The 25,253-nt window shown below is 60.8% G+C and carries 21 protein-coding genes and 1 pseudogene; 5 read left to right on the forward strand and 17 right to left on the reverse strand.

Annotated features, from left to right (window positions below; translation table 11 throughout):
• Nucleotides 1–62 precede the first annotated feature (62 nt).
• The gene (gene moaA / locus IV454_RS25190) at nucleotides 63–1,037 is read right to left on the reverse strand and encodes a GTP 3',8-cyclase MoaA (protein ID WP_206088365.1); all 975 of its coding nucleotides are present in this window, start codon (nucleotides 1,035–1,037) and stop codon (nucleotides 63–65) included.
• 178 nt (nucleotides 1,038–1,215) lie between these two features.
• Between moaA and IV454_RS25195 the strand changes: the two genes are divergently transcribed.
• Nucleotides 1,216–2,385, forward strand: coding sequence for an AAA family ATPase (locus IV454_RS25195; RefSeq protein WP_206088366.1), 1,170 nt, complete (start codon nucleotides 1,216–1,218; stop codon nucleotides 2,383–2,385).
• 45 nt (nucleotides 2,386–2,430) lie between these two features.
• On the opposite strand, the gene IV454_RS25200 is transcribed toward IV454_RS25195, so the two are convergent.
• Nucleotides 2,431–2,733, reverse strand: a complete 303-nt coding sequence (locus IV454_RS25200; RefSeq protein ID WP_206088367.1) for a putative quinol monooxygenase — start codon at nucleotides 2,731–2,733, stop codon at nucleotides 2,431–2,433.
• A 275-nt stretch (nucleotides 2,734–3,008) separates the two neighbouring features.
• Here IV454_RS25200 and IV454_RS25205 point away from each other — a divergent pair, with 275 nt between their 5' ends.
• Nucleotides 3,009–3,680, forward strand: a complete 672-nt coding sequence (locus tag IV454_RS25205; protein ID WP_307730158.1) for a pyridoxamine 5'-phosphate oxidase family protein — start codon at nucleotides 3,009–3,011, stop codon at nucleotides 3,678–3,680.
• A 6-nt stretch (nucleotides 3,681–3,686) separates the two neighbouring features.
• Here IV454_RS25205 and IV454_RS25210 read toward each other — a convergent pair whose 3' ends face one another.
• The 10 genes and pseudogenes from IV454_RS25210 to IV454_RS25255 form a co-directional block, all read right to left on the reverse strand.
• Nucleotides 3,687–4,067, reverse strand: a complete 381-nt coding sequence (locus IV454_RS25210) for a hypothetical protein (protein WP_206088368.1) — start codon at nucleotides 4,065–4,067, stop codon at nucleotides 3,687–3,689.
• 94 nt (nucleotides 4,068–4,161) lie between these two features.
• On the reverse strand, nucleotides 4,162–4,734 hold the full coding sequence (locus IV454_RS25215; RefSeq protein ID WP_206088369.1) for a hypothetical protein: 573 nt from the start codon (nucleotides 4,732–4,734) through the stop codon (nucleotides 4,162–4,164).
• A gap of 48 nt (nucleotides 4,735–4,782) precedes the next feature.
• Nucleotides 4,783–5,424, reverse strand: coding sequence for a hypothetical protein (locus tag IV454_RS25220; RefSeq protein WP_206092941.1), 642 nt, complete (start codon nucleotides 5,422–5,424; stop codon nucleotides 4,783–4,785).
• Entirely contained in the window at nucleotides 5,355–5,531 is a 177-nt protein-coding gene (locus IV454_RS25225) for a PAAR domain-containing protein (protein WP_206088371.1), read from the reverse strand. The genes IV454_RS25220 and IV454_RS25225 overlap by 70 nt, the downstream gene beginning before the upstream one ends.
• A gap of 26 nt (nucleotides 5,532–5,557) precedes the next feature.
• Nucleotides 5,558–6,208 carry a hypothetical protein gene (locus IV454_RS25230; protein ID WP_206088372.1) on the reverse strand — a complete coding sequence of 217 codons (651 nt, stop codon included), beginning with the start codon at nucleotides 6,206–6,208 and terminating at the stop codon, nucleotides 5,558–5,560.
• A gap of 121 nt (nucleotides 6,209–6,329) precedes the next feature.
• Nucleotides 6,330–7,715: pseudogene (locus tag IV454_RS25235) on the reverse strand (IS4 family transposase).
• A 457-nt stretch (nucleotides 7,716–8,172) separates the two neighbouring features.
• The gene (locus IV454_RS25240) at nucleotides 8,173–8,835 is read right to left on the reverse strand and encodes a hypothetical protein (RefSeq protein ID WP_206088373.1); all 663 of its coding nucleotides are present in this window, start codon (nucleotides 8,833–8,835) and stop codon (nucleotides 8,173–8,175) included.
• Nucleotides 8,832–10,184 (reverse strand): PAAR domain-containing protein, encoded by a 1,353-nt coding sequence (locus tag IV454_RS25245; protein ID WP_206088374.1) that lies wholly within the window; start codon nucleotides 10,182–10,184, stop codon nucleotides 8,832–8,834. Before IV454_RS25245 ends, IV454_RS25240 begins: the two co-directional genes overlap by 4 nt.
• Nucleotides 10,185–10,186: 2 nt before the next feature.
• Entirely contained in the window at nucleotides 10,187–11,005 is an 819-nt protein-coding gene (locus tag IV454_RS25250) for a DcrB-related protein (protein ID WP_206088375.1), read from the reverse strand.
• A gap of 183 nt (nucleotides 11,006–11,188) precedes the next feature.
• A complete protein-coding gene (locus IV454_RS25255; RefSeq protein ID WP_206088377.1) occupies nucleotides 11,189–13,648 on the reverse strand; it encodes a type VI secretion system Vgr family protein in 2,460 nt (819 codons plus the stop codon).
• 352 nt (nucleotides 13,649–14,000) lie between these two features.
• Between IV454_RS25255 and IV454_RS25260 the strand changes: the two genes are divergently transcribed.
• Entirely contained in the window at nucleotides 14,001–16,406 is a 2,406-nt protein-coding gene (locus tag IV454_RS25260; RefSeq protein ID WP_206088379.1) for a DUF6531 domain-containing protein, read from the forward strand.
• A 122-nt stretch (nucleotides 16,407–16,528) separates the two neighbouring features.
• Complete coding sequence (locus IV454_RS25265; protein ID WP_206088381.1) at nucleotides 16,529–17,188, forward strand: suppressor of fused domain protein; 660 nt, start codon at nucleotides 16,529–16,531, stop codon at nucleotides 17,186–17,188.
• 42 nt (nucleotides 17,189–17,230) lie between these two features.
• Here the strand turns inward: IV454_RS25265 and IV454_RS25270 are convergent, their stop codons facing one another.
• The 5 genes from IV454_RS25270 to IV454_RS25290 are packed head-to-tail and all read right to left on the reverse strand — an operon-like array spanning nucleotide 17,231 to nucleotide 24,611.
• Nucleotides 17,231–17,977, reverse strand: a complete 747-nt coding sequence (locus tag IV454_RS25270) for a peptidylprolyl isomerase (RefSeq protein WP_206088382.1) — start codon at nucleotides 17,975–17,977, stop codon at nucleotides 17,231–17,233.
• A 14-nt stretch (nucleotides 17,978–17,991) separates the two neighbouring features.
• On the reverse strand, nucleotides 17,992–18,675 hold the full coding sequence (gene narI / locus IV454_RS25275; RefSeq protein ID WP_206088383.1) for a respiratory nitrate reductase subunit gamma: 684 nt from the start codon (nucleotides 18,673–18,675) through the stop codon (nucleotides 17,992–17,994).
• 10 nt (nucleotides 18,676–18,685) lie between these two features.
• Entirely contained in the window at nucleotides 18,686–19,348 is a 663-nt protein-coding gene (narJ, locus tag IV454_RS25280) for a nitrate reductase molybdenum cofactor assembly chaperone (protein ID WP_206088385.1), read from the reverse strand.
• Nucleotides 19,348–20,904, reverse strand: a complete 1,557-nt coding sequence (narH, locus tag IV454_RS25285) for a nitrate reductase subunit beta (RefSeq protein WP_206088386.1) — start codon at nucleotides 20,902–20,904, stop codon at nucleotides 19,348–19,350. The genes narJ and narH overlap by 1 nt, the downstream gene beginning before the upstream one ends.
• The gene (locus IV454_RS25290) at nucleotides 20,901–24,611 is read right to left on the reverse strand and encodes a nitrate reductase subunit alpha (protein WP_206088388.1); all 3,711 of its coding nucleotides are present in this window, start codon (nucleotides 24,609–24,611) and stop codon (nucleotides 20,901–20,903) included. The genes narH and IV454_RS25290 overlap by 4 nt, the downstream gene beginning before the upstream one ends.
• 210 nt (nucleotides 24,612–24,821) lie before the next feature.
• On the opposite strand from IV454_RS25290, the gene IV454_RS25295 reads away from it, so the two are divergent.
• On the forward strand, nucleotides 24,822–25,232 hold the full coding sequence (locus IV454_RS25295) for a ribonucleotide reductase subunit alpha (protein ID WP_206088389.1): 411 nt from the start codon (nucleotides 24,822–24,824) through the stop codon (nucleotides 25,230–25,232).
• Nucleotides 25,233–25,253: the final 21 nt, after the last annotated feature.

Here is a 25,253-nt window from a genome sequence, read left to right on the forward strand (position 1 = left end):
GTGCTCCTTGCTGACGCCATGATACGCTGCCGCGCCGCAAAACGTTCCCGCCGGGATGGCGCTCATCCACCGGTCTGCGACATGAAACGGATGATTTTGCCGGGTTGCTCGCGAAATTCGTGTTTTTCGGGCTTGAGTTCGATGGCGGCGCGGATCGCCTGCTCCAGTTCGGCACCGCTGGCGCCGCCGCGCAGCAAGGGCCGCATGTCGACCTTGTCTTCCTGGCCGAGGCACAGATAGAGCGTGCCGTCGACCGACAGGCGCACGCGGTTGCAGTCGGCGCAAAAATGCTGGGACATGGGAGTGATGAAACCGACGCTGGTGCGCCCGTCCGGCGTGGCCAGGTAGCGCGCCGGACCACCGCCGAGCTTGGCGGGCTGGTGGATCAGGCCGAAATGGCGGCGCAGGTGGCGTTCGACCGGGCCCAGGTCGAGCCAGCTTGTGTCACGCCCGCTGGCGCCCATGGGCATCGCTTCGATCAGGCGCAGCACGAACTGGTGCTCGATGCAAAAGGCGACCATGGCATCGATCTGGTGCTCGTTGACGCCGCGCAAGGCCACCATATTGATCTTGATCGGATCGAAACCGGCGGCCTTGCCGGCCATGATGCCGTCGAGGATCATGCCAAGGCTGTCGCGCCCGGTGATCTGATGCATGCAGGCGCGGTCGAGCGAATCGAGGCTGACGTTGATGCGCGAGACCCCCGCCGCGCGCAGTTCGCCGGCGTGGTGAGCAAGGCGGGTGGCGTTGGTCGAGAGCGACAGGTCGTCGATGCCGGGCAAGCTGGAGAGGCGCCCGGCCAGTTCAGCCAGGTTGCGGCGCAGCAGCGGCTCGCCGCCGGTCAGGCGCAAACGGCGCGTGCCGAGGCGGGCAAAGGCGGCCACGACGCGCTCGATTTCATCGAAGGTGAGCCAGTGCTGCGGTTCCTCGAATCCCTTGAAGCCCTTGGGGATGCAATAGCTGCAACGCAGGTCGCAGCGGTCCGTCACCGACAGGCGCAGGTATTCGATTGATCGCCCGTACCGGTCGCGCAACATGGCCCTGCTCCTCTGAAGATTGATGACAGGCCGATTGTAGCGGGACGGGACGGATTTGAATGTGCCCATGACGGGCTAGCGCGGCTAGTTATAAAGGACTAGACGGCGCGGTTTTTCGCGCAGTGCGGAAGGCTTTTGTGTGACAATTTGTCATCCCGATCTTGACTGTCCGTTAACCATGCTCACTACACTTGCCATTGCCAATTACCGCTCGCTGCGCGACCTGATCCTGCCCCTGCAACAGTTGAATGTCATTACGGGAGCCAACGGCAGCGGCAAGTCGAGCGTGTACCGCGCGCTGCGCCTGCTGGCCGAAACGGCGCAAGGCGGGCTGATTCCGGCCTTGGCGCGCGAGGGTGGCTTGCAGTCGACCCTGTGGGCGGGGCCGGAGAATATCTCGCGGGCGATGCTCGAAGGACGGCACGAGGTACAGGGAACGCGGCGCACGGAAACGGTCAATCTGCGCCTGGGTTTTGCCAGCGATGCCAGCAGTTACCTGATCGACCTCGGCTTGCCGCTCAAGTCGGATATGCCCAGCGCATTCATGCTCGACCCGCATATCAAGCGCGAGTGCATCTGGAGCGGCCCCTTCCTGCGGCGCGGGGGCCTGTTCGCCGAGCGCGCCGGCGCGGTCGTCAAATTCAAGGACAGCGCCGGCGAATGGCGCGTGCTGAGCGCGCCGCTGGCCACGTTCGACAGCATGCTGACCCAGCTCGGCGACATGCGCGACGGCGTGGAGATGCTGCAGTTGCGCGAGCAAGTACGCGCATGGCGCTTTTACGACCACTTCCGCACCGATGCCGACGCGCCAGCCCGCCGCGCGCAGATCGGCACGCACGCGCCGGTGCTTAGCAATGATGGCCACGACCTGGCGGCGGCGATCCAGACCATCATCGAGATCGGCGATGCCGACGCCCTGCACGAAGCGGTGGACGACGCCTTTCCCGGCGCCGTGCTGGAGGTAGGCGTCAACGACGGACGCTTCGAGCTGTTCATGCAGCAGCACGGCTTGCTGCGCCGGATGCGCACCAGCGAGCTGTCGGACGGGACCTTGCGCTACCTGCTATGGATCGCCGCCCTGCTCACCCCGCGTCCGCCCGAACTGCTGGTGCTGAACGAACCGGAAACGAGCTTGCACCCCGACCTGCTGGCGCCGCTCGGACGCCTGATGGGCAAGGCGGCACGGCATTCGCAGATCATTGCGGTGTCGCACGCCGGCGGGCTGATCGCATCGCTGGAAAACCAGCGCGGCTATCAGTCGATTTGCCTGGAAAAGGAGTTTGGCGCGACCCGGGTCGTGGGCATGCGCGAGCTGGAGAAACCGGCGTGGCACTGGACCACGCGCTGAGATGCCAGGCGCGCCTGTAGCGGACGCGCCGCTTCCTGCCTGCGATCAGAAGCCAGGTATTGGCCCCTCGGTTTCATAGCTCACGGCGTCGGCTTCGCCTTCGATCAGCGCAGGCAACTGCGCAGCGAGGGTCTTGAAATGCGGCGTCTGGTAGTGTGCATCCAGATCGGCCCGGCTCTTCCACAGCTCGAAAAAAACGAACTTGTTCGGGGTATGCGGCGATTGAAGGAAGTCGTAGCGAATGCAGCCGGGCTCGGCGCGCGAGAGCGGCGCCAGCATGGCGGCGAGTTCGATCAGGGCCTGGGCTGCGTCCGGTTTGGCGGTGAGTGTTACGGAAAAAACCAGCATGTGTGCTCCATGGCGTACGTTGAAAAGAAAAGTTTGTGGCGGGTTAATCGACGCACTTGCGCGATTAAAACTTCGACAATCTTTCCTGAATTATATCCGTCCTTCTCCAACGCCGTTGGCGCAGCCCGATTTTGCCGGCCGGCACCGAACAGCAGGCGCGAAAGCCTGCTGGGTTAGGTGCGCCACATACCGCACCGCTCCTCATGCGTACCATGAGATCTGCTTGCTCCGCTGCCGGAGCATCGAACGTATTGACGATGAAAGCGGAAACGGACATGGACTCGATTAACAAGAACCAGCCGGAAGACAACTACAAGGATTTGGGCGGCAGCGACGCGCTCAAGAAACTGAAAGCGCTGGTCGACAGCGCGGAAACCTGCTTCTTCTGCACCCGGCATGGAGGCAGTGCCAGGCCCATGAGCGTGCGCCAGCTGGATGAACAGGGCAACCTGTGGTTCCTGAGCGCCGACGACAGCCACAAAAATGCGGAAATCGCCGCTGATCCGGCCGTCAAACTCTATTTTCAGGGTTCGACCCATTCCGAGTTCCTCGTGCTCGACGGCGCGGCCAGCATCACGCGCGACAAGGCCAGGATCAAGGAACTGTGGAACTTCATCCTGAAAACCTGGTTTTCCGAGGGCGAAGACGATGCGCGCATTCCCGCCATCAAGGTCACGCCGGGCCAGGGCTACTACTGGGATAACAAGCACGGCAAGGCGGTCGCGGGCGTGAAGATGCTGGTGGGCACGGTGATCGGCAAATGCTCGACGATTCGATCGAAGGCAACATCGCGCTGTAGCGGCGGGTATTGCGGCCGCTATCGGACTGCCCACACCCGCAAGGCCGGAATGATCGATAGCGCGGCGCCCGCAAAAGCATCCAAATCGACCATCAGTTCGCGCATCCGACATGGGCCTGGACGTCAACCGTTTATAAGCGGATGCTGAAACGAACTACAGTAGTCGCGGTCCCTCGCGTTCCTCTTCCAATCGATAAATGTCGCGTAAAAAAGCCACGCCGTTCTCGCTGCGCTCAACGTCATCGAACCATTGCTCGATCTGATCTGGGGGGTTAATGGTGAGAATATTTGAGACATTGCAATTTGGCAATTTCACATCGATTTCAATCAGGTAGCAGGGCTGGGGACGATGCTTGCTGACATACGCCTCCATCTTCACCGTAGCGCGGATCGGACCATATTTCTCATGGATATAGCTTGCGTCCGCCGTGCAAGGGAGCGCCTCGTCAAACGACGGCGCCTCCTCGACCTGTTTTCTGATGTGCGCCACTGCACGGCGCACCTCGTTTTCACCCAAATAACTATTTTTCGACATATGTATTCAATATTCAAACAAATTGAAACGGATCAGCGCCTGCTTTCGCTGAGACTTTGCTCGTCAGCAGCGGATCTATTGACAAAAATCGCTGCTATTTCAACAGCTTGAGCTCCTTATTCGCTTTAACCAGATTCTCGACCGTCAAATTCTCAGGAATTCCACGCGGCAATGTCACCGGAGGCGCTACCTCTCCACTCTCAATCCTTCGGGCATTCGTATAGTGGTCTTTAAGGTAATCGCGATAGACTTGCTGGTCGGCTTTCGACAAATTCTGCGCAGAATTTCGCAAGGGATCGAGAATCGCTGAAGCTTGCGGCAACGTTTCGGGAGGAAAAGCGCCGGCGTAAGGCTTGTTCAGGAAAGCATCATATGGAATATGTTCGGCGTCCGCGACCGCGAGCACCTTGGGCCCCATCAGCTGCATTTCTCCACGCACCCCCGAAGGATACTTTACATACACCATTCCAGCAGTGTAGCCTGAATCGTATTCGACCATCTGCGCATCCATTGTCTTCCCCACACTTGCTGCAGCATCCTTCAACTGCGCAAGGTAACCTTTGGTCAGATAGGGGGTACCATCTTTACCAACCAAACTGTTTACGCGCGTAACTTCTAAATCGCCATTACGAATTGCAGCATCCAGATTATCAACGAGCGTGTTCATGTTCTTCGGCGTCGGGTTTTCGAGCACGGCGCGGGTACCGACTGCGTCCTACAGGTTATCGATCGCACTGTCTGTCGTCGATATTTCTGACGTCCATTTATTGTCGAGCGCTCTCTGGAGCCGGTTGGCTGCCGAGCCAGGTTCCTTCGCCCTCGCGCTGACGATCGCATCCGGGCCAGCAATCTCCTGGGTTAATCTCGTCGCTAGCGGAATCTCTTTCGCATAAATGGCATGCGCTTCCTTCGTCACTTTCAGCAGCGCGGCGGCACTGGCATCTGCCGCGCCAGCCGCGTTGGCCGTTTTCATACCCGGCAGTCCACCTTTGACAAATCCCATGCCCGGCGTAACCGGGCGTGGGAACACGCCGTTGGCCAGACCCGAGCCGAGTTTTCCTCCTAGCAAGCCGCCGATGACACTGCCGCCCAAGGCCGACCATTTCTGGCCATCGGTTCCCTCGCCGAAGACCTTACCTCCGACAAAGCCACCGAGCATGCCGCCGCCAATGCCGAGTCCCAGCCCGGCGACGGCAACCACCGGACCGGCCAGGATCACGGCAGACGCCACGCCTACCACCGTCATCGCCGTATGAACGGCCGGCGGCACCAACTCTTCCGGACTGATCACATCGGTCTTGACGGTGCCGCCGCCGATAAACACGTTCCCGGACCATCGGTGATGACGGCGCTGCACGCGATTGTATCGTCCACTCTGGCTGCCGGCAAACCGTTGATATAGACCGACGCGCTGCCGGTGGCAATCGGCAAGGGCACTTGCGGGTGTTTGGCGCAGAAGGTCATGTCGACATTTCCAGTCTAAAAAATGTCTAATGACTTAGTGTATCCAAAATTCCGCCACTCAACGTCCTCAATATTCTCATTGGCAAGTATAGATATATTAATTTTCCATCGCTGAAATAATATTCCGAGATAATTGAATTTTCAGATTCGCCCGCGTATCGCGTCAATTCGCTCAATTTTTCCTTATCAGACTTCAACCTGAAATCATTAACATCATCGATATCCAGATCTCGCTCAACCAAGACACCGGAAAAAAATTTGTCAAAAGAATCAGAATCTCCAAGCAGGCAACTCATAAGAAATCCATTGATACTTTCATGGACTATCCCATATAACTCACCTTCCTCGTACGAATAAATTTTTCCAGATTCATAATGTATGCAAAACGAAAGATCCATAAAGCTCGTTCCAAAATATGCGTACCCATCTGGCACTTCCATCTCAGGATAGTCTTCGATATAGACTCGTTTAAAACTAGCAAAATCAAAATCGCCGCCATAATTCTTGAAAATCTTCAACCTCGCCCCAGAATTACTACCATAACGCATCAAAAAATGGAGGTGATCTTCCCGCAACGGAATCTTATGTTCGCGCCCGAAATTTTGAATTTCAAATTCAGCAACCGGGTCCGCATCGTCAACATGGCGGGCCATCAAATCGACCAATTTATTTATCATGTTCGCTCCCAGTCACACAATCTAATTTGTCAGAATCAAATTCTTTCCGGCAACTGCTGTGTTGTGATATTTCATAGTTCGCCGGATCGGTACAGGTTAGACCATTCTCGTTATACACAACTCAGCCGTGCCCCTCGCGCATCGACTGTAATGCAGTGGCCACATCCATCACGCGCTGCAATCCTTGCCAGATCGTCTTGACGCCGGGTTCGCCGTCGCTCTTGCGGCCAAGGAAGCCGCCGAGCTGAGCGATCAATCGTAGCACCTCGTTGAGGCGCGGCGGTTCGGTCGGCTGAGGCTTCTTCGAGAGCAGATACGCGCCCCGAATTTCATCGGGGTCGAAGAATAGAGCGGCATCGAGATCCGGGCAGGTCCGGCCGAGGCGCATCAGGTAGGCCACCCGCCAGGCAACAATCATGAACAGCGCCAGTGCCCGTTCGATACGATCAATCGCCGAAAGTTGGAGCGCCTCGACCTTGCAGCCATTCTTGAGGACATTGAAATAGATCTCGATTTCCCAGCGTGCGCGATACCAGTCAATCAATTCGATGGCATCGTCCAGCGTCAGAGCCGGCCGGTTCGTCAGCAGGCGCCATTCGACTGGCTTGACGCCCTTCGGCGCGTCGATTTCGCGTGCCACGATACAGGTGGCCGATACCGTCCCGGCCTTGCCGTTCGCAATGCTCACCTCGCGTGCCCAGAGTTGCTGGCGCACCTTGCGCGCTTTCTGATCGTCTCTGCCCGGCATGGTGAAGGTGACCTCTCCAAGCGCGGCGCCAGCGCTCGTGTACGCCCACAGTTTCTCGCCATCACCATCGGGCAGGCAGCGATTGTGCCTGGCCCGTACCAGCCAGTCGGCCGGCGTCCCCAGCACCTGCGCGCGCGCCATCATGGCCAGCAGATCGGCTTCGCGGTCGGCCACGTACACCAGCCGCGTCGTCGGCATCTCGGCCGCCATTTCGGCGACACGTTCATACCCTTCGATCCAGCGCGTGCTTTCCTTCTGACCGTGCCGCACGCCATCCTTGTCGCGCTCTTCGCGCGCCCACATCCACGCGTCGAGCACTCCCAACGGCTCGCGATCTGGTGTGACCGCGTAGGTCGGGTGCACGTACATCCCGCGCCGCGCTTCGTAGTTCAATGGACCAAGGCCGGTGGCCTCTTGGCCATTGAAATCGAGTTCGGTCGTGTCCTGCAAACACAGCACAACGGGGTACGCGTTCATCCGCTTCTGAGTCTGCTCCCAGTGTGGCGCCATGATGTCCTGCTACGCAACATCCGGGTTGGCCAGGAAACGGTAGGCCGCGCACGTTTCACTCCAGCTTTCGCACGCCATCGGGATGCTGGCCGTCGGGTTTGCCGAAAGTCGTTCCATCAGTATCTTCGCTCTCTTGTCGAGGCGACCGTCTCTCAAGTCGAGACCCGCGAATTCTTGCTCTGTCCAGCGGCTCAATCCTGTTGCCAACGCATCACCTAAAAGGCGAGAGTAAACCTCAAACCAGCCCAGTTTACAAGTGCCCTCGCAAGTGCTTGAATGTAAACAGATTTTTCACGCACTGGCTGAGCTGTTCAGAGTTGTGTATAACGATATGAGGTTAGACCGAATCCCATCCGAACAGTGGGCGCAGCACCTGAATCTGACGCGTTACCCGGATAGGGATTGTCGCCTTTGCTGCACCAGCGCGTCGTGCCGCCTGTAATAGGGGATAACTGCGCGTGATTCGCGAGTCCCGGCGTACCGCTCACAAACAATGTGGCCGAACGCGGCAGTATGTATGCCCAATACCGGGCTGCTGCGAAGGCCGCGTCAATCTCTGCGTCATTCACTCCTACCTGGATATTCTGCGCAAGCAGGGTTGCGGTATGCTGGAAGTGCTATAACGCGCTTCCGCCGGCAATTCTAATCAGGCCGCTGCAAAAGTGCTGAACAGTCGCCTCAAAAGGAGCATTCCACTATGTGGTGGCTACGAATCTATGTTACTCAAAATACCGCCACTTAATTTAAGCAAACTTCCTGATCCCGGATAATCCGCGATTAAGCAACCATCAAAAAAATAGTATTCAGCGCGAATTTTTTGATTCTCAACATCATCGTATTCAAATTCAAAACATGTTGCTTCAGTTATTTTTTTATCCGCGTTTTTCAGCCGAAATTGATTTATGTGATCGGGACTCAAATCTCGCTCAATCACTACATTAGAAAAGGCATCCTTATAGTAAGTCGAGACTAAGCACCTTAGGAGAAATCCATCAATGCTCCCATGCACCATATTGTATTTTATCTTTGAATTATATAAAAAAACTTTCCCCAAAGAGAATTCAATGCATAAATTATCACTTGCAAAAGTTGATCCAAAAAACGTGGCACTCGGCGGCGGCTCCATTTCAACCTCCTTATCCGCATACACCCACTTCAGAGTCTCGAAATCAAAGTCGCCGCCGTACTGACTGAAGATCGCTAGTCGCTCGCCTGGACGGCAGCCAAATCTCATTAAAAATTCGAAATGATCCTCCCGCAGAAGGATATTGTTCTCCGCTACGAATTTCCGAATATCGGATTCAGATACCGATACGGCATCTTTTGCATAGACAGATAACGATTTCACCAATTTTTCCAATATACTCATTTCGAGCCTTCCACGTTCGCAGCGCTGATTGCGGTGCTATGATAAATTTGCCGATTAGCCTGGACCGAACACGTCGGACAAGGATCCATTTGCCTATCCGTCACTATCTTACCCGTCTTGTTTGTATAAGGATGAGGATTCGGGCCTTTTCCGCGCCAAATGGTTGCGCTACCGGTGATCGGACTCGGATTATCTGCCGCCACCGCCGCCGCTTTTGGCTCCGCACACATTCCTGGTGAATTGCTGATCAGATCACCAGCTTCGTTGCGTGCTTGTGTGACATTATGATTCTCGTCTAGGGTTGTTTTTCCGACTTTATATATTCCCTCACCGTACTTGTCATCCAGCGTTTTTTGCAAACGAGTAATTTTTCCTGTGAGATCACCAGCTTTAAGGTTGCCCGAGACACCGACGCTTACTGTTCCATCTTCATGCGTCAAGACCTGCAACGCCTTTGAACTTCCTTTGCCGAATTGAACCTCATCCATCACATTTGCCACCTCAATCGCTATCGCCTCTGCCTCTGGCGTTCGCATGTCAAAGACGGACTGCGCTGCCCGCATCCCTGGCAGCCCACCTTTGATAAAGCCCATCCCCGGCGTGATCGGACTCGGAATCGCCTTATTGACGATCCCAGTACCGATTTTTCCTCCGAGCATGCCACCGATGACGCTGCCGCCCAAGGCCGACCATTTCTGGCCATCAGTCCCCTCGCCGAAGACCTTACCTCCGACAAAGCCACCGAGCATGCCGCCGCCCATGCCGAGCCCAAGCCCGACGACGGCAACCACCGGACCGGCCAGAATCACGGCCGACGCCACCCCCACCACCAGCATCGCCGTATGGACGGCCGGCGGCACCAGTTCTTCCGGACTGATCACATCCGTCTTGACGGTGGCGCCGCCGATAAACACGTTCCCGGAACCATCGGTGATGACGGCACTGCACGCGATTGTATCGTCCACCCTGGCTGCCGGCAAACCGTTGATAAACACCGACGCGCTGCCGGTGGCAATCGGCAGAGGCACCTGCGGGTGTTTGGCGCAAAAGGTCATGTCGACATGCGCGCGTGCCGCCGGACGGCCATTCGTGAATACGTTCGACGAACACACGCCCACGATCGTGCCGCACACTTCCTTCGGCGCGAAGCTCATCGTACTGAGCGCCTCGCCAATGCCGGCGCCGCCCGCCAGCGCGCCGCCCATGATGGCGACTGCGGCCAGCCCGCCGGTACCGACGATGGCAATGGCGGTGCCGGCGATCGCCCCGGCGACCAGCGCCCCCGTTACCAACCAGCTCATGGTGGGACTATGGCCGATCGGGTCTCCCAGCCGTGCAGCTTGCGGCATGGCTAGACCTCCGCAACGTGGCCAAGCATGGCCTGGACTTCGGCAATGCTCGACAGCCGCACCGTGGGCGAGCCCGCCACGAAGATGGTGGCCAGGTGCAAGCGCTCGCGCAAGCCGGGCGCGCCGCGTTCCGGCCGCGCTTCGAGCGTGTAGCTGCCCGCCTTGCGCCACAAGGTGCCGGTGTTGGGCACCACGAAGTTGGCGTGCAAGGGCGTGCCGGCGGCGTCGTAGAAGGTCCACGCATCCTGCTCAACTTCGCGCGCGTCGACCTTGCGGCAGGCTTCTTCCGCGCTGGCAAAGGCTTGCAAGGTGCGGCGGCGGTCAGACAATGCAAACACCGTCGGCGCCGCCATGGTGGCGCTATCGCTCCCCACTGGCGCGTTATGCCGCAGCTTGACGCTACCCAGCATGCCCTCGAAAGCGGCCCTCCACTCCGTGCTGAACGCCTGGAAACAGGTGGCGGCGATCATCATCGCTTGCCGGCCGCCTTCCCCGGCGCCGGGCAGCAGGACGATGACCTGGCGCTGGTGCATGAAGTTGCTATCGTTACGCCAGCGGTAGGCCAGCTCGATGGCAGGCGTGCCGTCGATGGCGCGCTCGCCCGAATCGTCCAGCTGAAAATCGGGCAGGGCCTTGCCCAGTTCGGCCAGCAGGCGCTCGGCGAAGTTGGCCAAGGTGTCCTCGGCTTGCGCATCCGCGTGCGAGATGACAACGCAAAATTCGCTCGGCCCGTTGTCGCTGAGCGTGAACATGTGCATCGTCTTGTCCTTGAGCTGCGCCGGCATTTCGAACGTTGCATGATTGGTGCGGTAGTGCGTCAAAGTATTTCCTTGCTTGAGGTATTCAGGTTCCATCCTGAAGTCGCATCTGGTACGGACAGGCGCACCCGCGCCATGCAGGCGGCGCGGCAAGCAGGTTGGCGATTCGGGATGGGAGGTCGGCGCCGTGCGGCGCGCCATCCCGTACGATTCAAGCGTACGGGAGGCGGCGCGCGCCGGGATTTCTTAGCTGTTCAGATCGATCTTGTTGCTGCCGATGACGTTGACGTGAACACCCTGGATGGTGATGGTGCCGTCGGCCTTGAGCACGATCTTGCTGCTGCCTACTTCCAGGGTGATATCGGTGTTGGCCTTGAGGTGAATGTGCTCGGTTTCCGCGGTCAGCTCGACATTGGTCTTGCCCTTCACATGCACATGCTCGGTCTGCGCCGTGACCTCGATATTGGTCTTGGCCGTATCGTGGATGTGCGCAGTTTCCGCCGTGGTCTCGATATGCTGCTTGACCTTGGTGACGTGGAAGCCCTTGCTCACCGTATTGGTCTGGTGCGGCCCATGAACAATGTTGTCCTGGTTGTTCTGGACCGTGGTGACCATATCCTTTTGCGAATGGATATTGATCAGCTCCTTGCCCTTCTGGTCGTGGATCACCATCTCGCAGAAACCGCCGCCGCCTGGCGTGGAACGGCTCTTGAAACCCATCATGTGGGCGCCGGCCGGCAAGTCGTACGGCACCGGCTGGTCGTCGTTGTAGACGCGCCCGGTGCAGATCGGACGGTCCGGATCACCTTCGAGGTAATCGATGATCACTTCCTGGCCGATGCGCGGCACCGAGATCGTGCCCCAATTCTTGCCGGCCCACGGTTGCGAAACGCGGATCCAGCACGAGCTGAGCTCGTCGCGGCGGCCGTAGCGGTCCCAGTGGAACTGCACCTTGATGCGGCCGAACTTGTCGGTGTGGATCTCGGTCCCTTTCGGGCCGACCACGGTGGCCGTCTGCGGCCCCGGCATGTTCGGGCGATGGTGCGCCTGGCGCGGACGATACGGAATCTTGCGGCGGATCGCGCTGAAGCTGTTGCGGTACACATCGCTGGCGCCGCGCTCGAAATAATTGTTGCGCGCGCTGTACTGCACCGACAGCACCATGAAGTCGTTGTCGTCGCCGCCCTCTTCAAACCAGTGGTGATCCATCAGCTTGAAGGTGTGGCCGGCGGCAAAGCCGCGGCAGTCCGAGGTGCCGGTGAAAATCTTGGCCTGCCATTCCAGCACTTCCAGGCGCTGCTTGGCTTCCTGCTTGCCGTCGCCCTTGTTCTTGTAGAAGAACGCCGGGTTGCCGTCATACACTTCCATCTTCGGTACGTCGCCCTGCTCGGCCACGGTGGGCTGTTCGACCAGCTGCATCGTGTTCGGTTCCTTGAAGTTGAAGGTGTTCAAGGCCATCTTGGTCGACTGCACCATGCGCTCGGCCGTAAACGCCGTCACGGCATCCTCGGCGTGCACCCGGTTGCCGGCATTGAACTTGACGACCGCGTGCCCTTTCTGCGGTGGGCAAAAGCCCGAGTTGCAGGAATCGTCACTGATGACCATGACGTGGCCGCCCGCGCTGTGCTCGAAATAATAGAACAGGCCGTACTTTTCCATCAGGCGGCAAGTGAAATGCTCGTCCGTTTCATCGTACTGGACGATGTAGTTTTCCGGAGGATAGCTCTTGCTGGTGCGGAATTCGTAGGTGGCCAGGCCGCCGTGGTCGCCCTTGTAGATCTTGTCGAGCACGCCCAGCACGTTCAAATCCTGGAAAATGCGCGAGTTGACGCGGCGCTTCAGGAAGGTCAGCCAGGGCACGATTTCGGCATGATAAAAGGCAAAGCCGCCGTCCGAATGGCTGAAGCCGAAGGAATTGACGTAACCGTTGATGTAGCTCTCGCTGCCATCGCCCATTTGCACGCCGACGCTGACGTTCTTGCCCATCAGGCTCTTGAGCTCGATGGAACCATCCTTCGATATCAGGCTCAGGTGAAAGACGTACTGTTCGGACACGGTCGTGGTGCCGCTCATCGACTCGATCAGCAAGCCTTTGATCGGCGAGTAAAAGCGCAGCAGGCGGGTGCCGTCGACGAAGTCGGCGCTGCCGCCGCCCCCGCCGCCGCCAGAAGCAGTTGCCGGGTCGGCCAGCGCAGCCGGATCGATCGCGGCCGGCGTGAAGCTCGGCTCGGCGACGGCGAAATCGTTGATGGCCTGCCCGGCCAGCGGATGCTCGGCGATCGACAGTTTCATTTGCTGCGCCAGCTCGTCGCCAGGTCCAGCCGCGTCGGACACGAAGGGCATGTGCGGAATCTTGCCCGCCAACGCGCCGGGCGCACCGCCAGGCGCGTTCATCAGCGCCTGCGCCTGGCCGGCAAACTGCATGGCTTTGGCGACGTCGGGGTTGGCCTGGGCAGCGAGACTTGCTCCCGCGTTGACCAGGGCACCGGCGCCGGCCCCCGCTTGCAGGGCCGAGGCGGCCTGCATCGCGACGCCAGCGACGGCGAGTTTCTTGCCATCGACCCCGGCCAGGCCGGCGGCGCTGAGCGCCAGGCCGGCGGCCGAGGGCGCCGCCGCCGGAGGCGTGGTCGGGACGGTGGTCGTTGGTTTGAGGCCATCAAGCCCGTCAGGTTTGCCGGTCTTGCTATCGAAAGGTTGAAACGACATCGCTGGTACTCCCGCAATTACAAAAAGTGAATCGATCCCCTGGCGCGGCCAGGCAGGGGCGCTGCGGCGCCTGCCTGGCCGCCCTCTCGCCTGCCTTTTTGGCGGACCTGCCGCGCCAGCAAGCACAAGAAAATGAGGGTTGTCGTATAAGAATATGTGTATACTATCACAGAAAAATTGACGTTTAGATATTAGACATTCTGATTGTCCATCGACCACCACGCGCCAAATCTCTTCCTGGATGACAACCATTCCTGATCTAAACAGTTGGACAAATTTCAATCATGCCCAGCGCGGGAAGCGGCACAGCGCCGCACTGGCGGGTGGCAAGGGCAGCTGTCCGCTGGACCTGGTGAGAGGCAACCCGGTCAACCCGATTTCGGGCTGCAAGATTCTCGCTGGCGACAGCGAACTCGACTTTGCCCTGCCGGCCGCCCTGCCCCTTGCCTGGCAGCGCATCTACAGCTCGGGGCAGCGCCTGGCCGGCCTGCTCGGCCAGGGCTGGAGCACGCCGCTCTCGAGCGCGCTGCACATCAGCGATGGCCAGCTCATCATCCTCGACCCGTTCCAGCGCGACATCACCTTCGCACTGCCGCGCGTGGGCGACGCCCTGTATTCGCTGTCGGAAAAAATCACCCTGGAGCGCACCGGCGAGCGCAACTTCGAGCTGATCGACGAGGATGGGCTGCGCAGGCAGTTCGCGATGTTGCCGCGCGCTTACGACACCGCCGTGTTGGTGGGCATGGTCGACGCCAACGACAACCAGATCAGGATCGCATGGAACGCGCGCCGGCTGCCGGAATCGGTGCAGGACAGCGCCGGCCGCGTGTTCGTCCTCGACTACATTGACCATCGCGGACAGGTCCGCCTCGGCAGCGTCAAGGTGCAGCGCGACGCCGTCGATTACGAAGAACCGACCAGCGACTTGCTGGTACGGTATGCCTACGATGACGCGGGCAACCTGTTCCAGGTGATCGACCGCGCGGGCCAGGTCGTGCGCCAGTTCGCCTACACCAACCACATCATGGTCGAGCATGCGCAGCCTGGCGCTCTGGTGTCGCGCTACGAATACGACGACTATGAATGGACCGGCAAGGTCACGCGTAACTGGGCCAACAATGGCATGTCGTGGAACTTCCGTTACCTGAACGGCGAAACCCTGGTCTACGACAACCTGGGCCGCCAGGAACTATTTCGTTTCGACAAAAAACGCCGCTTCACCGGCATGGTCGACCCGCTCGGCCGCGAAACCATGTATCAGCTCGACAATCATGGCAATGTGCTCGCCGTCGTCACGCCGGACGGACGCAGCACCAGCTATCGCTACGACCGCCGCAGCCGCTTGATGCGGATGGAACGCGGCGGCAAGGGCACCGGCATCGTCTACGATACCAAGGTCGACAAGCCGGCGCTGTTCACCGACGCGCTCGGCGCCACCACGGCGCTGCGCTACGATGAGCGCGGCAACCTGCTCAGCGTGACCGATGCGCTCGGCCAGCGCACTGTCTATGAGTACGACGCGCGTGGCTTGCCTGTCAAGGTGACGGACCCAGCCGGCGGAATCAAGACCCTGGCCTACAACCGCGCCGCCCAGCCGGTCAGCTATACCGATTGTGCGGGAAATACCAGCAGCTTCAGCTACGACGTCGACGGCCGGCTGCTCAGCGCGACCGACTCCCACGGCCACGCGACCGCCTACACCTACGATCCTGCCGGCCGCCTGAGCACCATGGTGCATCCGGACAGCAGCACCGAGCAGGTCGAATACGACCCGCTGGGGCGCCTGCTGGCGCGGGTCGATGCAGCCGGCCGGCGCACCAGTTACCAGCTCGACGTGGACGGCAAACCCATCAAGCGCACCGATTCGCGCGGCGCCGTGCTCGAGTACCGTTACGATCCGCTACGGCGCCTGGCCGAGCTGATCAGGGAAAATGGCGAGGCGCACCGTTTCGCCTACGATCCGCTCGACCGCCTGAGCGAGGAAACCGGCTTCGACGGGCGCCTGACCCGCTATCGCTACGACAACAGCGGGCTGCTTGTTGCGAAGGAAGAACACGGCGGCGCCCAAGGCAAGGAAGCCATCCGCGTCGACACCAGCTATACGCGCGACAGCGCCGGCCGCGTGGTCGACAAGATCGTGTCGCGCATGAACGGTGAAGCCGGCACCGAACAGCTGCGCCTGCGCTTTGCGTACGACGACCTGGGCCGCATGACGCAAGCGAGCGACGACACCGCCATCGTATCGCTGGAATACGACGCGCTGGGCCGGCTGGTGACCGAGCGCACCGAACGCGGCGCGGAAACGACGCTCGTGCGGCATGTGTACGATCCGCTGGGCGAGCCGATCCGGACGGTGCTGGCGAATGGCAGCGTGCCCGGCGCGCCCTCCGCCGCCTGGGCCCAGCTGCACCAGAGCAACGCCGGCCCGGCAATCGCCACCGCCATCGCGCCCGGCAAGGTGCGGCGCCACACCCGCTCAGGGCCGATGCCCTTGCGCGCGGTCGCGCAGGCTGGCGCGGGCGAAGGCGCCGCGCCGCTGATCGCGCAAGCGTGCGACGAGGCCGGCAGCGGCACGCCGCTGGCGCCCGCCGACCCGCGCCACGGGCGCACGGCCTGGCGCGACGAGGTGATCGGGCCCATCCTGGCGGCATTGCAGCCGTGGCCGGACGCAGGCCTGGCGTTCGATCCCGCGCATGATGGCATCGATGATGGCGTGGATGGGGAGCAAGGCTGGGATGGTCGGGGACCAGGGTTCTGAATTGAACCGGCACGGCGAGCTGGACGGGCAAAGGCTGGGCCCGCGCGGTTCCCCGGGACGGCATCGACGATTTGCCGTGCCCGTTGTATAGTTCAACCATCGATACTTTAACAAAGCGCGCCATGGCCGAGAAATCTGACATCCTGTTCGGCCTTGCCGAAGCCAATGACGACACCCTGGCCGCCACGCGTCTGCGCGCCATGGCGGACCAACTCGGCGAGCCGGATCACATCGATCTGGACGAGGACCGCGCATTCCGCGTTCATATTTATGCTTTCGGCCGCAATTTTGTCGAGGAATGCGATGTCGATGCCGAGGATCAGGAGGGCTACGTGCTGGTCACCTCGGGCATGAGCGACCGGCTCATGACAGGACCGGACAGTGAAGAGGTGGAGGAGTCCCTGGCAACCGAGTTGGTCTGGTACGTGCCGAATCTCGATCCGGCCTATTTTTCCACCTTGCGCTGGCTGGCCAAACTGCCCGAGACGGACCGCACCTGGTTCGGCCAGGGCCACACGGTGCCGCTGCCGTCCCCGCCGCTGGAGGCCTGCCCGTTTCAAACCTTCCTGTTCCTGCCGCCCATCATCCGCACCGACCGCGAACTGTTCGGGCATATCGAACACCGCGGCCATGCGGTGGGCACCTTGTGCGTGCACCTGATCGCGGACAGCGAGTATGCGCTGGCCAAAAACAGCGAGGACGGCCTCGGCGAGTTTCTCGATCTGCTCGACGACAACGATCACCCGCACGTCTTCAACCCGGCGCGCCGCCCCTACGTGTAAGCGGCCTGCCAGCACCCGCTAGCCGGGCGCCGCAGTGACGCCTTACTGCACCAGCGGACTGTCGGCCCCTTCCATGCTCAAGCCCTCGATGCGCGCCTGGCCCACCAGAATATGCAGGTACTGGTGCGTCGCGCGCTGGCTCGACTGGCGGTCGAGATAGGCCGCGATTTCGCTCTTCACGGCCTCGAACGGCAACAGCCGCCCTTCCACCCGGCGCAACACTTGCACGATATGCAAGCCGAAGCGGGTTTCCAGCAAGCGCCCGGCCAGCTCGCCTTCGCGCAGCCGGAATACCAGTTCCTCGAACTCCGGCACGCACTGTCCGCGCGACAATTGCCCCAGGCTGCCGCCCACCTTGCCGGAACTGCAGTTCGAGTACTCCCCTGCCAGCTCGTCGAAGCGCTCCGGATGCGCCTGCAACTCTTCCAGCACGGCTTCCCCGGTCGCGCGCAGCAATTCCAGCGGCGCGCCCGGCGTTACCTGGAACAGGATATGGCGCGCTTCCACCATATCGCCGCTGGTGTAGCGCTGGGCATTGTTGCGATACCAGGTGGTGCACGCGGCCTCATCGGCCTTGGGCACCTTCACTTGCAGCGCCAGCAGCGCTTCGATGCGGGCATCGTCGTCGCCCCCGGTGATGCCCAGGGCATCGGCCTGCTGCAGCAGCAAGGTCCTCAGCACCAGTTCGTGCACCGCTTCCTTGAGCGGGTTGTCCGCCCCCTGATGATGGGGAAGTTCTTGCTCGACCGCTACATCGTCGATGTCCACGCCATTGACTGAAATACCCATGATGTTTCTCCCGATTAACGGCTACGTACCAGCTGGTAAGCGCGGCCAAGATAGGTCAGCGCGCCGAATCCGCTCCACACGTGCACCAGGCGGGTGAACGGAAAGATGACGAACAGCGACATGCCCATGAACAGATGCAGCTTGAACAGCAGCGGTGCGTCGGCGATGAAGGTGGCGGCATCGGCGCGGAAGGTCACGATATGCTGCGCCCAGCTCATCAGAAGCACCATCGTGTGGCCGTCCATGTGGCCGGCCGACACATAGATCGACGACAGTCCCAGCAGCAGGGTCGCCAGGATCCACAGCAGCACGATCTTGTCCTTGAAGGTGGTGGCATGGCGCAGGCGCTCGTTGCTGAAGCGGCGCACCAGCAGAAGGACGATCCCGATCAGGCACAGCGCGCCCATCACGCCGCCGGCGACCATTGCCACCAGTTGCTTGAAGCCGTGGCTCACGCCCAGGGTATCCCACACCCACACGGGCGTGAGCAGCCCGGCCATGTGGCCGAAGAACAGGCCGATGATGCCGATGTGAAACAGGACGCTGCCATACCGAAGGCTGCCCTGGTGCAGCACCTGGGTCGATTCCGACTTCCATGTGTACTGCTCGCGGTCGAAACGGATCAAGCTGCCGAGCAGGAAAATCGCCAGCGCGATGTAGGGATAAATCCCGAACAGAAATTGATGCAGATAGTCCATGATGCTTCCTTTACACCTTGGCAGCGGCGCGCGCCGTGCGGGGGTAGAAATTGATCGGATGCGTGCCGGGCGCGCCCGGCTTGAGCAGCGGTTCGACGCCGTCCATGCCCGGCCCGAAGGTTTCCAGCGCCTCGTCCATGTCGCGCACCGGCGGCTCGCTCAGTTCCTCGGCCGCCACCGGGCTCAGATGCTCGAGTACGGTGAACACGCCGGCGTAGGGACTGCCGTTGGCGGCCAGCTTGCGCCCGATATGGGCCAGCACGTGCACCGCGTCCGACAGCAGGCGCGCGGCCTCCTCCGTGGTTTGCTGCGACAGGAATTCGAGGAACAGCGGCACGAAGTCGGGCAAATCGTCGCCCGTCATGTGCAGGCCATGCTTCTTGTACTCTTCCATCAGGTCGACCATGGCCTGGCCGCGGTCGCGCGACTCCCCATGGATATGCTCGAACAGGTGCAAGGAATGCGAAGGATTGCGGTCGAACGTCATCACATAGTTTTGCTGCAGGTCGATCAGGGCGCCGTCGCTCAGGTAAGCGAACAGCGGCAGCAGCGGCGCGTGCAGGGCCGGCGAATGGGCGATCGCATTGGCCAGGGCCGGCAATTCCGCGATCAGCTCCGGTTCCGGGTACAGCAGCAGGTTTGACAGCACCTGGTAGTGTTGACTGGTTTTCATCATGCCTCCTGAGCGTCTTTTTTCTTGCGTGACTTGGGCATCGCCATGAAGATGGCCGAACCCTGCTTTTTCTTGCCGAACAGGCTAGTGTCCGTCACGCCGTCCGAACAGCCGTTGCCGAAGCTGAAGCCGCACGACCCTTTTTCATTGAAGCTGTCTTCCGCCATTTCCTTGTGGCTGCTCGGAATCACGAAACGGTCTTCGTAATTGGCGATCGCCATGATGTGGTACATGTCTTCGACCATGGCCTTGGTCAAGCCGACCTGTTCCAGCACGGCCAGGTTCTCGACCTTGTCCACGGTCTTGCTGCGCATGTAGGCGCGCATGGCCAGCATGCGGTCGAGCGCGCGGATCACTGGCGGCTGGTCGCCGGCGGTCAAGAGGTTGGCCAGATACTGCACCGGAATGCGCAGGCTGTTGGTATCCGGCAAGATGCCATTCATGCCCATCTTTCCGGACTCGGCCGCAGCCTGAATCGGCGACAGCGGCGGGATGTACCACACCATCGGAAGAGTGCGGTATTCCGGATGCAGCGGGAAGGCGACCTTCCAGTCGACCGCCATCTTGTAGACGGGCGACTTCCTGGCCGACTCCAGCCACGAGTCGGGAATGCCCTGGCGCCGCGCTTCTTCGATGATGGCCGGATCGTGCGGATCCAGGAACAGGCCCAGCTGCGCCTGGTACAGGTCGCGCTCGTCGGGCACCGAGGCCGCCGCTTCGATCTTGTCCGCGTCGTACAGCAGCACGCCAAGGTAGCGGATGCGGCCGACGCAGGTTTCCGAACACACGGTCGGCTGGCCCGCTTCGATGCGCGGATAGCAGAAGGTGCACTTTTCGGCCTTGCCGGACGACCAGTTGTAGTAAATCTTCTTGTACGGGCAGCCGGAAATGCACATGCGCCAGCCGCGGCATTTATCCTGGTCGATCAGGACGATGCCGTCATCTTCACGCTTGTACACCGAGCCGGAGGGGCAGGATGCCACGCAGGTCGGGTTCAGGCAGTGCTCGCACAGGCGCGGCAGGTACATCATGAAGGTGTTTTCGAAGGTGCCGTACATTTCCTTCTGCATATTGTCGAACAGCTTGTCCTTGCTGCGGGCGGCGAATTCCCCGCCCAGGTCGTCTTCCCAGTTCGGACCCCATTCGATCTTGTCCATCTTCTTGCCGGTCAACACCGAGATCGGCCGCGCCGTGGGCGGCGTTTCCGACAGCGGCGCATTCTGCAGGCGCTCGTAGTCGTAGGTGAACGGCTCGTAATACTCGTCGATGGCCGGCAGGTTCGGGTTGGCGAAGATGTTGGCGAGGATTTTCAGCCGCCCCCCTTGGCGCGGCTCGATCTTGCCGGCAGCATTGCGTTTCCAGCCGCCATTCCATTTATCCTGGTTTTCCCATTCTTTCGGGTAGCCAATGCCAGGTTTGGTTTCGACGTTGTTGAACCACGCGTATTCGACGCCGTCGCGGCTGGTCCAGACGTTCTTGCAGGTGACCGAACAAGTGTGGCAGCCGATGCACTTGTCCAGGTTCAACACCATGCCGATTTGGGCTCTGATCTTCATACGTGTGCTCCGTTCTTTTCTTCTACCAGGGGGCCTTCCAGCCACTCCACCTTGTTCATCTTGCGCAACAGCACGAATTCATCGCGGTTCGAGCCGACGGTGCCGTAGTAATTGAAGCCCCACGCCAGTTGGGCGTAGCCGCCGATCATGTGGGTCGGCTTGGTCACGGTACGCGTGACCGAGTTGTGGATCCCGCCCCGCTTGCCCGACATTTCCGCGCCCGGCGTGTTGATGATTTTTTCCTGGGCGTGGTACATCAAGGTCATGCCGACCGGAATGCGCTGGCTGACCACCGCCCGCGCCGTCAGGGTGCCGTTGACGTTGAATACCTCGATCCAGTCGTTGTCGACGATGCCGGCATCTTTGGCGTCCTCTTCCGAAATCCACACGTGCGGGCCGCCGCGCGACAGGGTCAGCATGCGCAGGTTGTCCGAATACGTGGAGTGGATGCCCCATTTCTGGTGCGGCGTCAGGAAGTTCAGCGCGATCTCCTTGTTGCCGTTCGGCGCCGCGCCCAGCATCGCCGCCGTGGTCTTGGTGTCGATGGCCGGCTTGTACACGCACAGTCCCTCGCCAAAATCGCGCATCCAGCGGTGATCCTGGTAGAACTGCTGGCGCCCGGTCAGGGTGCGCCAAGGGATCAGTTCGTGCACATTGGTATAGCCGGCCGTGTAGCTCACTTCTTCCGATTCCAGACCGGACCAGGTCGGCGACGAGATGATCTTGCGCGGCTGGGCCTGCACGTCGCGGAAGCGGATCGTGTCGTGTTCGCGCGGCAGCGCCAGGTGGGTGTGGTCGCGCCCGGTCATGGTCGACAGTGCGGCCCAGGCCTTGACGGCGACATGGCCATTCGTTTCCGGCGCCAGGGACAGGATCATTTCGGCGGCGTCGATGGCGGTATCGAGGCGCGGCTGGCCCTTGGACACGCCCTCTTCCGTCACCGTGCGGTTGATGCCGCGCAATACCTCGACTTCGTGCCCGGTTTTCCAGCCGATGCCCTTGCCGCCATTGCCCAAGGATTCAAGCAGTGGCCCGATCGAGGTGAATTTCTTGAACACGTCCTTGTAATCGCGGGTGACCACGGTCAGGTTCGGCATGGTCTTGCCCGGAATCGGCTCGCACTCGCCGGCGCGCCAATCCTTCGGATCGAAAGGCTGGCCCAGTTCGCCCGGGGTATCGTGCATCAGCGGCGTGAGCACCAGGTCTTGCTGGGTGCCCAAGTATTCGCCGCCGATTTCCGAGAACTTTTCGGCGATGCCCTTGTAGATTTCCCAGTCCGACTTCGATTGCCACAGCGGTTGCACGGCTTCCGACAGCGGGTGGATGAAGGGATGCATGTCCGAGGTGTTGAGGTCATCCTTTTCATACCAGGTGGCGGTCGGCAGCACGATGTCGCCGTACAGGCAGGTGGTCGACATGCGGAAGTCCAGCACCACGACCAGGTCCAGCTTGCCTTCGGCGGCGGGACGGATCTTCACGTCGCGCGGCTTGACGCAATGGGTTTCGTCGCTCATCAGGGCGTTCTGGGTACCCAGCAAATACTTGAGGAAATACTCGTGGCCCTTGCCCGAGCTGCCCAGGATATTCGAGCGCCAGACGAACATATTGCGCGGGAAATTGGCCGGATTGTCCGGGTCGTCGCAGGAGAAATTGAGCTTGCCGGCCTTGATCTGCTCGACCGCATAGGCGGCCGGGTCCATGCCGGCGGCCTTGGCGGCGCGCGTCACTTCCAGCGGATTGGTTTCCAGCTGCGGTGCCGATGGCAGCCAGCCCATGCGTTCCGCCTTGGCGTTGTAATCGATCAAGGACATCGGTGCGACGTCGTCCCCGGCGGATGGCGAGGAAATTTCGCTCGTGTGCAGCTTTTCGTGGCGCCACTGGCTGGTGTGGGCGTAGAAGAACGAGGTGCCGTTCATCTGGCGCATCGGACGGTTCCAGTCCTGGGCGAAGGCGAGCGGGGTCCAGCCGGTTTGCGGACGCAGTTTTTCCTGGCCCACGTAGTGCGCCCAGCCGCCGCCCGACTTGCCGATACATCCGCACATCATCAACAGGTTGATGATGCCGCGATAGGTCATGTCCATGTGGTACCAGTGGTTCAGCGCGGCGCCGACGATGACCATGCTCTTGCCCTGGGTCTTGTCGGCGTTCTCGGCGAACTGGCGCGCCACGGTGATCACGTCGGCCGCCTTCACGCCGGTATGCTTGACCTGCCATGCCGGCGTGTAGGGAACGTCGTCCTCGTAGCTGGTGGCGACATTGCCGCCGCCCAGGCCACGGTCGATGCCGTAGTTGGCCAGGGTCAGGTCGTACACGGTGGTCACCAGCGCGGTCGTGCCGTCGGCCAGCACCAGCTTCTTGACCGGCACCCGGCGCATCAGCATGTCGCTGGCATCCTTGCCGCCGAAGTAGGCGAAGCCGACTTCTTCAACGGCATCGCTGCACTTGATCAGCGACAGGAGCGGATCGATAGCGCGCCCGCTGGTGCCCTCTTTCTGTTCCAGGTTCCAGTGGCCCGACTCGCCCCAGCGGAAACCGATCGAACCGGCCGGCGCGCAGATGGCGCCGGTGGCTTCATCGATGACCAGGGTTTTCCAGTCGGGATTGTTGGTTTCGTCCAGATTGTTGGCCAGATGCGAGGCGCGCAGGAAGTAATCGGGTACCAGGGCACCGTTGGTTTCCTTGAGCATGACCAGCATCGGGAAGTCGGTGTACTGCTTGGCGTAGCCACGGAAGTATGCCGAACCGCCCTCGGCGTGGAATTCCTTGAGCACCACGTGGCCCATGGCCAGCGCCAGCGCCGCGTCGGTGCCCTGCTTTGGTGCCAGCCAGATATCGCCGAACTTGGCCATTTCGCCGAAGTCCGACGATACGGCCACCGTTTTCGTGCCCTTGTAGCGCACTTCCGTGTAGAAATGGGCGTCCGGCGTGCGCGTCATCGGCACGTTCGAGCCCCACACCATCAGGAAAGTCGAGTTGTACCAGTCGGCCGATTCCGGCACGTCGGTCTGTTCGCCCCATACCTGCGGGCTCGCTGGCGGCAAGTCGCAATACCAGTCATAGAAACTGAGGGCCACGCCGCCGATCAAGGACAGGTAGCGGGTGCCGGCGGCATAGCTGACCATGGACATGGCGGGAATCGGTGAAAAGCCGACGATCCGGTCCGGGCCGTATTTCTTGATGGTGAAAGCGTTGGCGGCGGCGATGATCTCGTTGGCATCATCCCAGTTGGCGCGGACAAAACCGCCCAGGCCGCGAATCGATTTATACGATGTCGCGCGTTCCGGGTCCTGGCTGATGTAGGCCCAGGCGGCGATCGGGTCCATGGTCAGGCGGGCTTCGCGCCACATCTGCATCAGGCGGCCGCGCACCATCGGGTATTTGACCCGCTGGGCCGAATACACATACCAGGAATAGCTGGCGCCGCGCGGGCAGCCGCGCGGCTCGTGGTTGGGCAGGTCGGGACGGGTGCGTGGATAATCGGTCTGCTGGGTTTCCCAGGTGATCAGGCCATTCTTGACATACACCTTCCAGCTGCACGAGCCGGTGCAGTTCACGCCGTGGGTCGAGCGTACGATCTTGTCGTGCTGCCAGCGTTGGCGATAGGCGTTTTCCCAGGTACGGTCCTCGTGGACCACGGCGCCATGGCCGTCGGAAAACGTCTCCTTGGGGCGATTGAAGAACTTCAGACGATCCAGAAAATGACTCATGCTGCCTCCGCTTGAATGAGAGCGGCGCCTTCGACAACGGCGCAACCCGATGAAAGCAGTCTACGCAGCGGCAGTCATGATGCATATTGGCAAGAAGGTGGTCTGGCGCGGCGACAAGGACTAGGCGGGCTAGTCCTTTGTGGCTATGGAGGGTGCCGGTTGGATACGGTATACATGCGCTATCGAAACATGAACCTGAAGGAACCAGCAATGAACATCACCAGTTATGACGACCTGATCCAAGCCGCACGGGCCCAACTGCAACCGCAGCGCCTGCTGTTCGCCTTTGCCAAGGCGGAGTTGCCAGAGGAGGCGGGCGCGGCCGAGCGCGCCGGCTTCGCCGAGCAGCGCGGCGGCGCCCTGGCCCCGGTCATGTGCGTGGACAAGACTGCGGATGAACTGGGCAGCTTTGCCGATCTGGTGGCCGAGTCGAAGTACACCGGCAAGGAGTGGGACATCGTGTTCGTGACCACGATGTCGGGGCGCAACGGCAAGCCGCCGGCGTCCACCGAAGCGGAAGCGCCGCTCAATATGATGGTGACCTATATTCACACTGGCCAGATCGGGCAGTTCCTGGCCTTTGGGCGGGATGGCGAGTTGCGCCAGTTTGCGCCGGCATAAGCCCTGCCGCGCTCGCGCCAC

This window comes from Massilia antarctica, assembly GCF_015689335.1.
Classification (GTDB): Bacteria; Pseudomonadota; Gammaproteobacteria; order Burkholderiales; family Burkholderiaceae_D; genus Telluria_A; species Telluria_A antarctica.

Bases quoted from the DNA above. Each gene is read 5' to 3' on its own strand.
- moaA (WP_206088365.1), bottom strand. From the start codon at position 1,037: ATGTTGCGCGACCGGTACGGGCGATCAATCGAATACCTGCGCCTGTCG.
- IV454_RS25195 (WP_206088366.1), top strand. From the start codon at position 1,216: ATGCTCACTACACTTGCCATTGCCAATTACCGCTCGCTGCGCGACCTG.
- IV454_RS25200 (WP_206088367.1), bottom strand. From the start codon at position 2,733: ATGCTGGTTTTTTCCGTAACACTCACCGCCAAACCGGACGCAGCCCAG.
- IV454_RS25205 (WP_307730158.1), top strand. From the start codon at position 3,009: ATGGACTCGATTAACAAGAACCAGCCGGAAGACAACTACAAGGATTTG.
- IV454_RS25210 (WP_206088368.1), bottom strand. From the start codon at position 4,067: ATGTCGAAAAATAGTTATTTGGGTGAAAACGAGGTGCGCCGTGCAGTG.
- IV454_RS25215 (WP_206088369.1), bottom strand. From the start codon at position 4,734: ATGAACACGCTCGTTGATAATCTGGATGCTGCAATTCGTAATGGCGAT.
- IV454_RS25225 (WP_206088371.1), bottom strand. From the start codon at position 5,531: ATGACCTTCTGCGCCAAACACCCGCAAGTGCCCTTGCCGATTGCCACC.
- IV454_RS25230 (WP_206088372.1), bottom strand. From the start codon at position 6,208: ATGATAAATAAATTGGTCGATTTGATGGCCCGCCATGTTGACGATGCG.
- IV454_RS25240 (WP_206088373.1), bottom strand. From the start codon at position 8,835: ATGAGTATATTGGAAAAATTGGTGAAATCGTTATCTGTCTATGCAAAA.
- IV454_RS25245 (WP_206088374.1), bottom strand. From the start codon at position 10,184: ATGCCGCAAGCTGCACGGCTGGGAGACCCGATCGGCCATAGTCCCACC.
- IV454_RS25255 (WP_206088377.1), bottom strand. From the start codon at position 13,648: ATGTCGTTTCAACCTTTCGATAGCAAGACCGGCAAACCTGACGGGCTT.
- IV454_RS25265 (WP_206088381.1), top strand. From the start codon at position 16,529: ATGGCCGAGAAATCTGACATCCTGTTCGGCCTTGCCGAAGCCAATGAC.
- IV454_RS25270 (WP_206088382.1), bottom strand. From the start codon at position 17,977: ATGGGTATTTCAGTCAATGGCGTGGACATCGACGATGTAGCGGTCGAG.
- narI (WP_206088383.1), bottom strand. From the start codon at position 18,675: ATGGACTATCTGCATCAATTTCTGTTCGGGATTTATCCCTACATCGCG.
- narJ (WP_206088385.1), bottom strand. From the start codon at position 19,348: ATGAAAACCAGTCAACACTACCAGGTGCTGTCAAACCTGCTGCTGTAC.
- narH (WP_206088386.1), bottom strand. From the start codon at position 20,904: ATGAAGATCAGAGCCCAAATCGGCATGGTGTTGAACCTGGACAAGTGC.
- IV454_RS25290 (WP_206088388.1), bottom strand. From the start codon at position 24,611: ATGAGTCATTTTCTGGATCGTCTGAAGTTCTTCAATCGCCCCAAGGAG.
- IV454_RS25295 (WP_206088389.1), top strand. From the start codon at position 24,822: ATGAACATCACCAGTTATGACGACCTGATCCAAGCCGCACGGGCCCAA.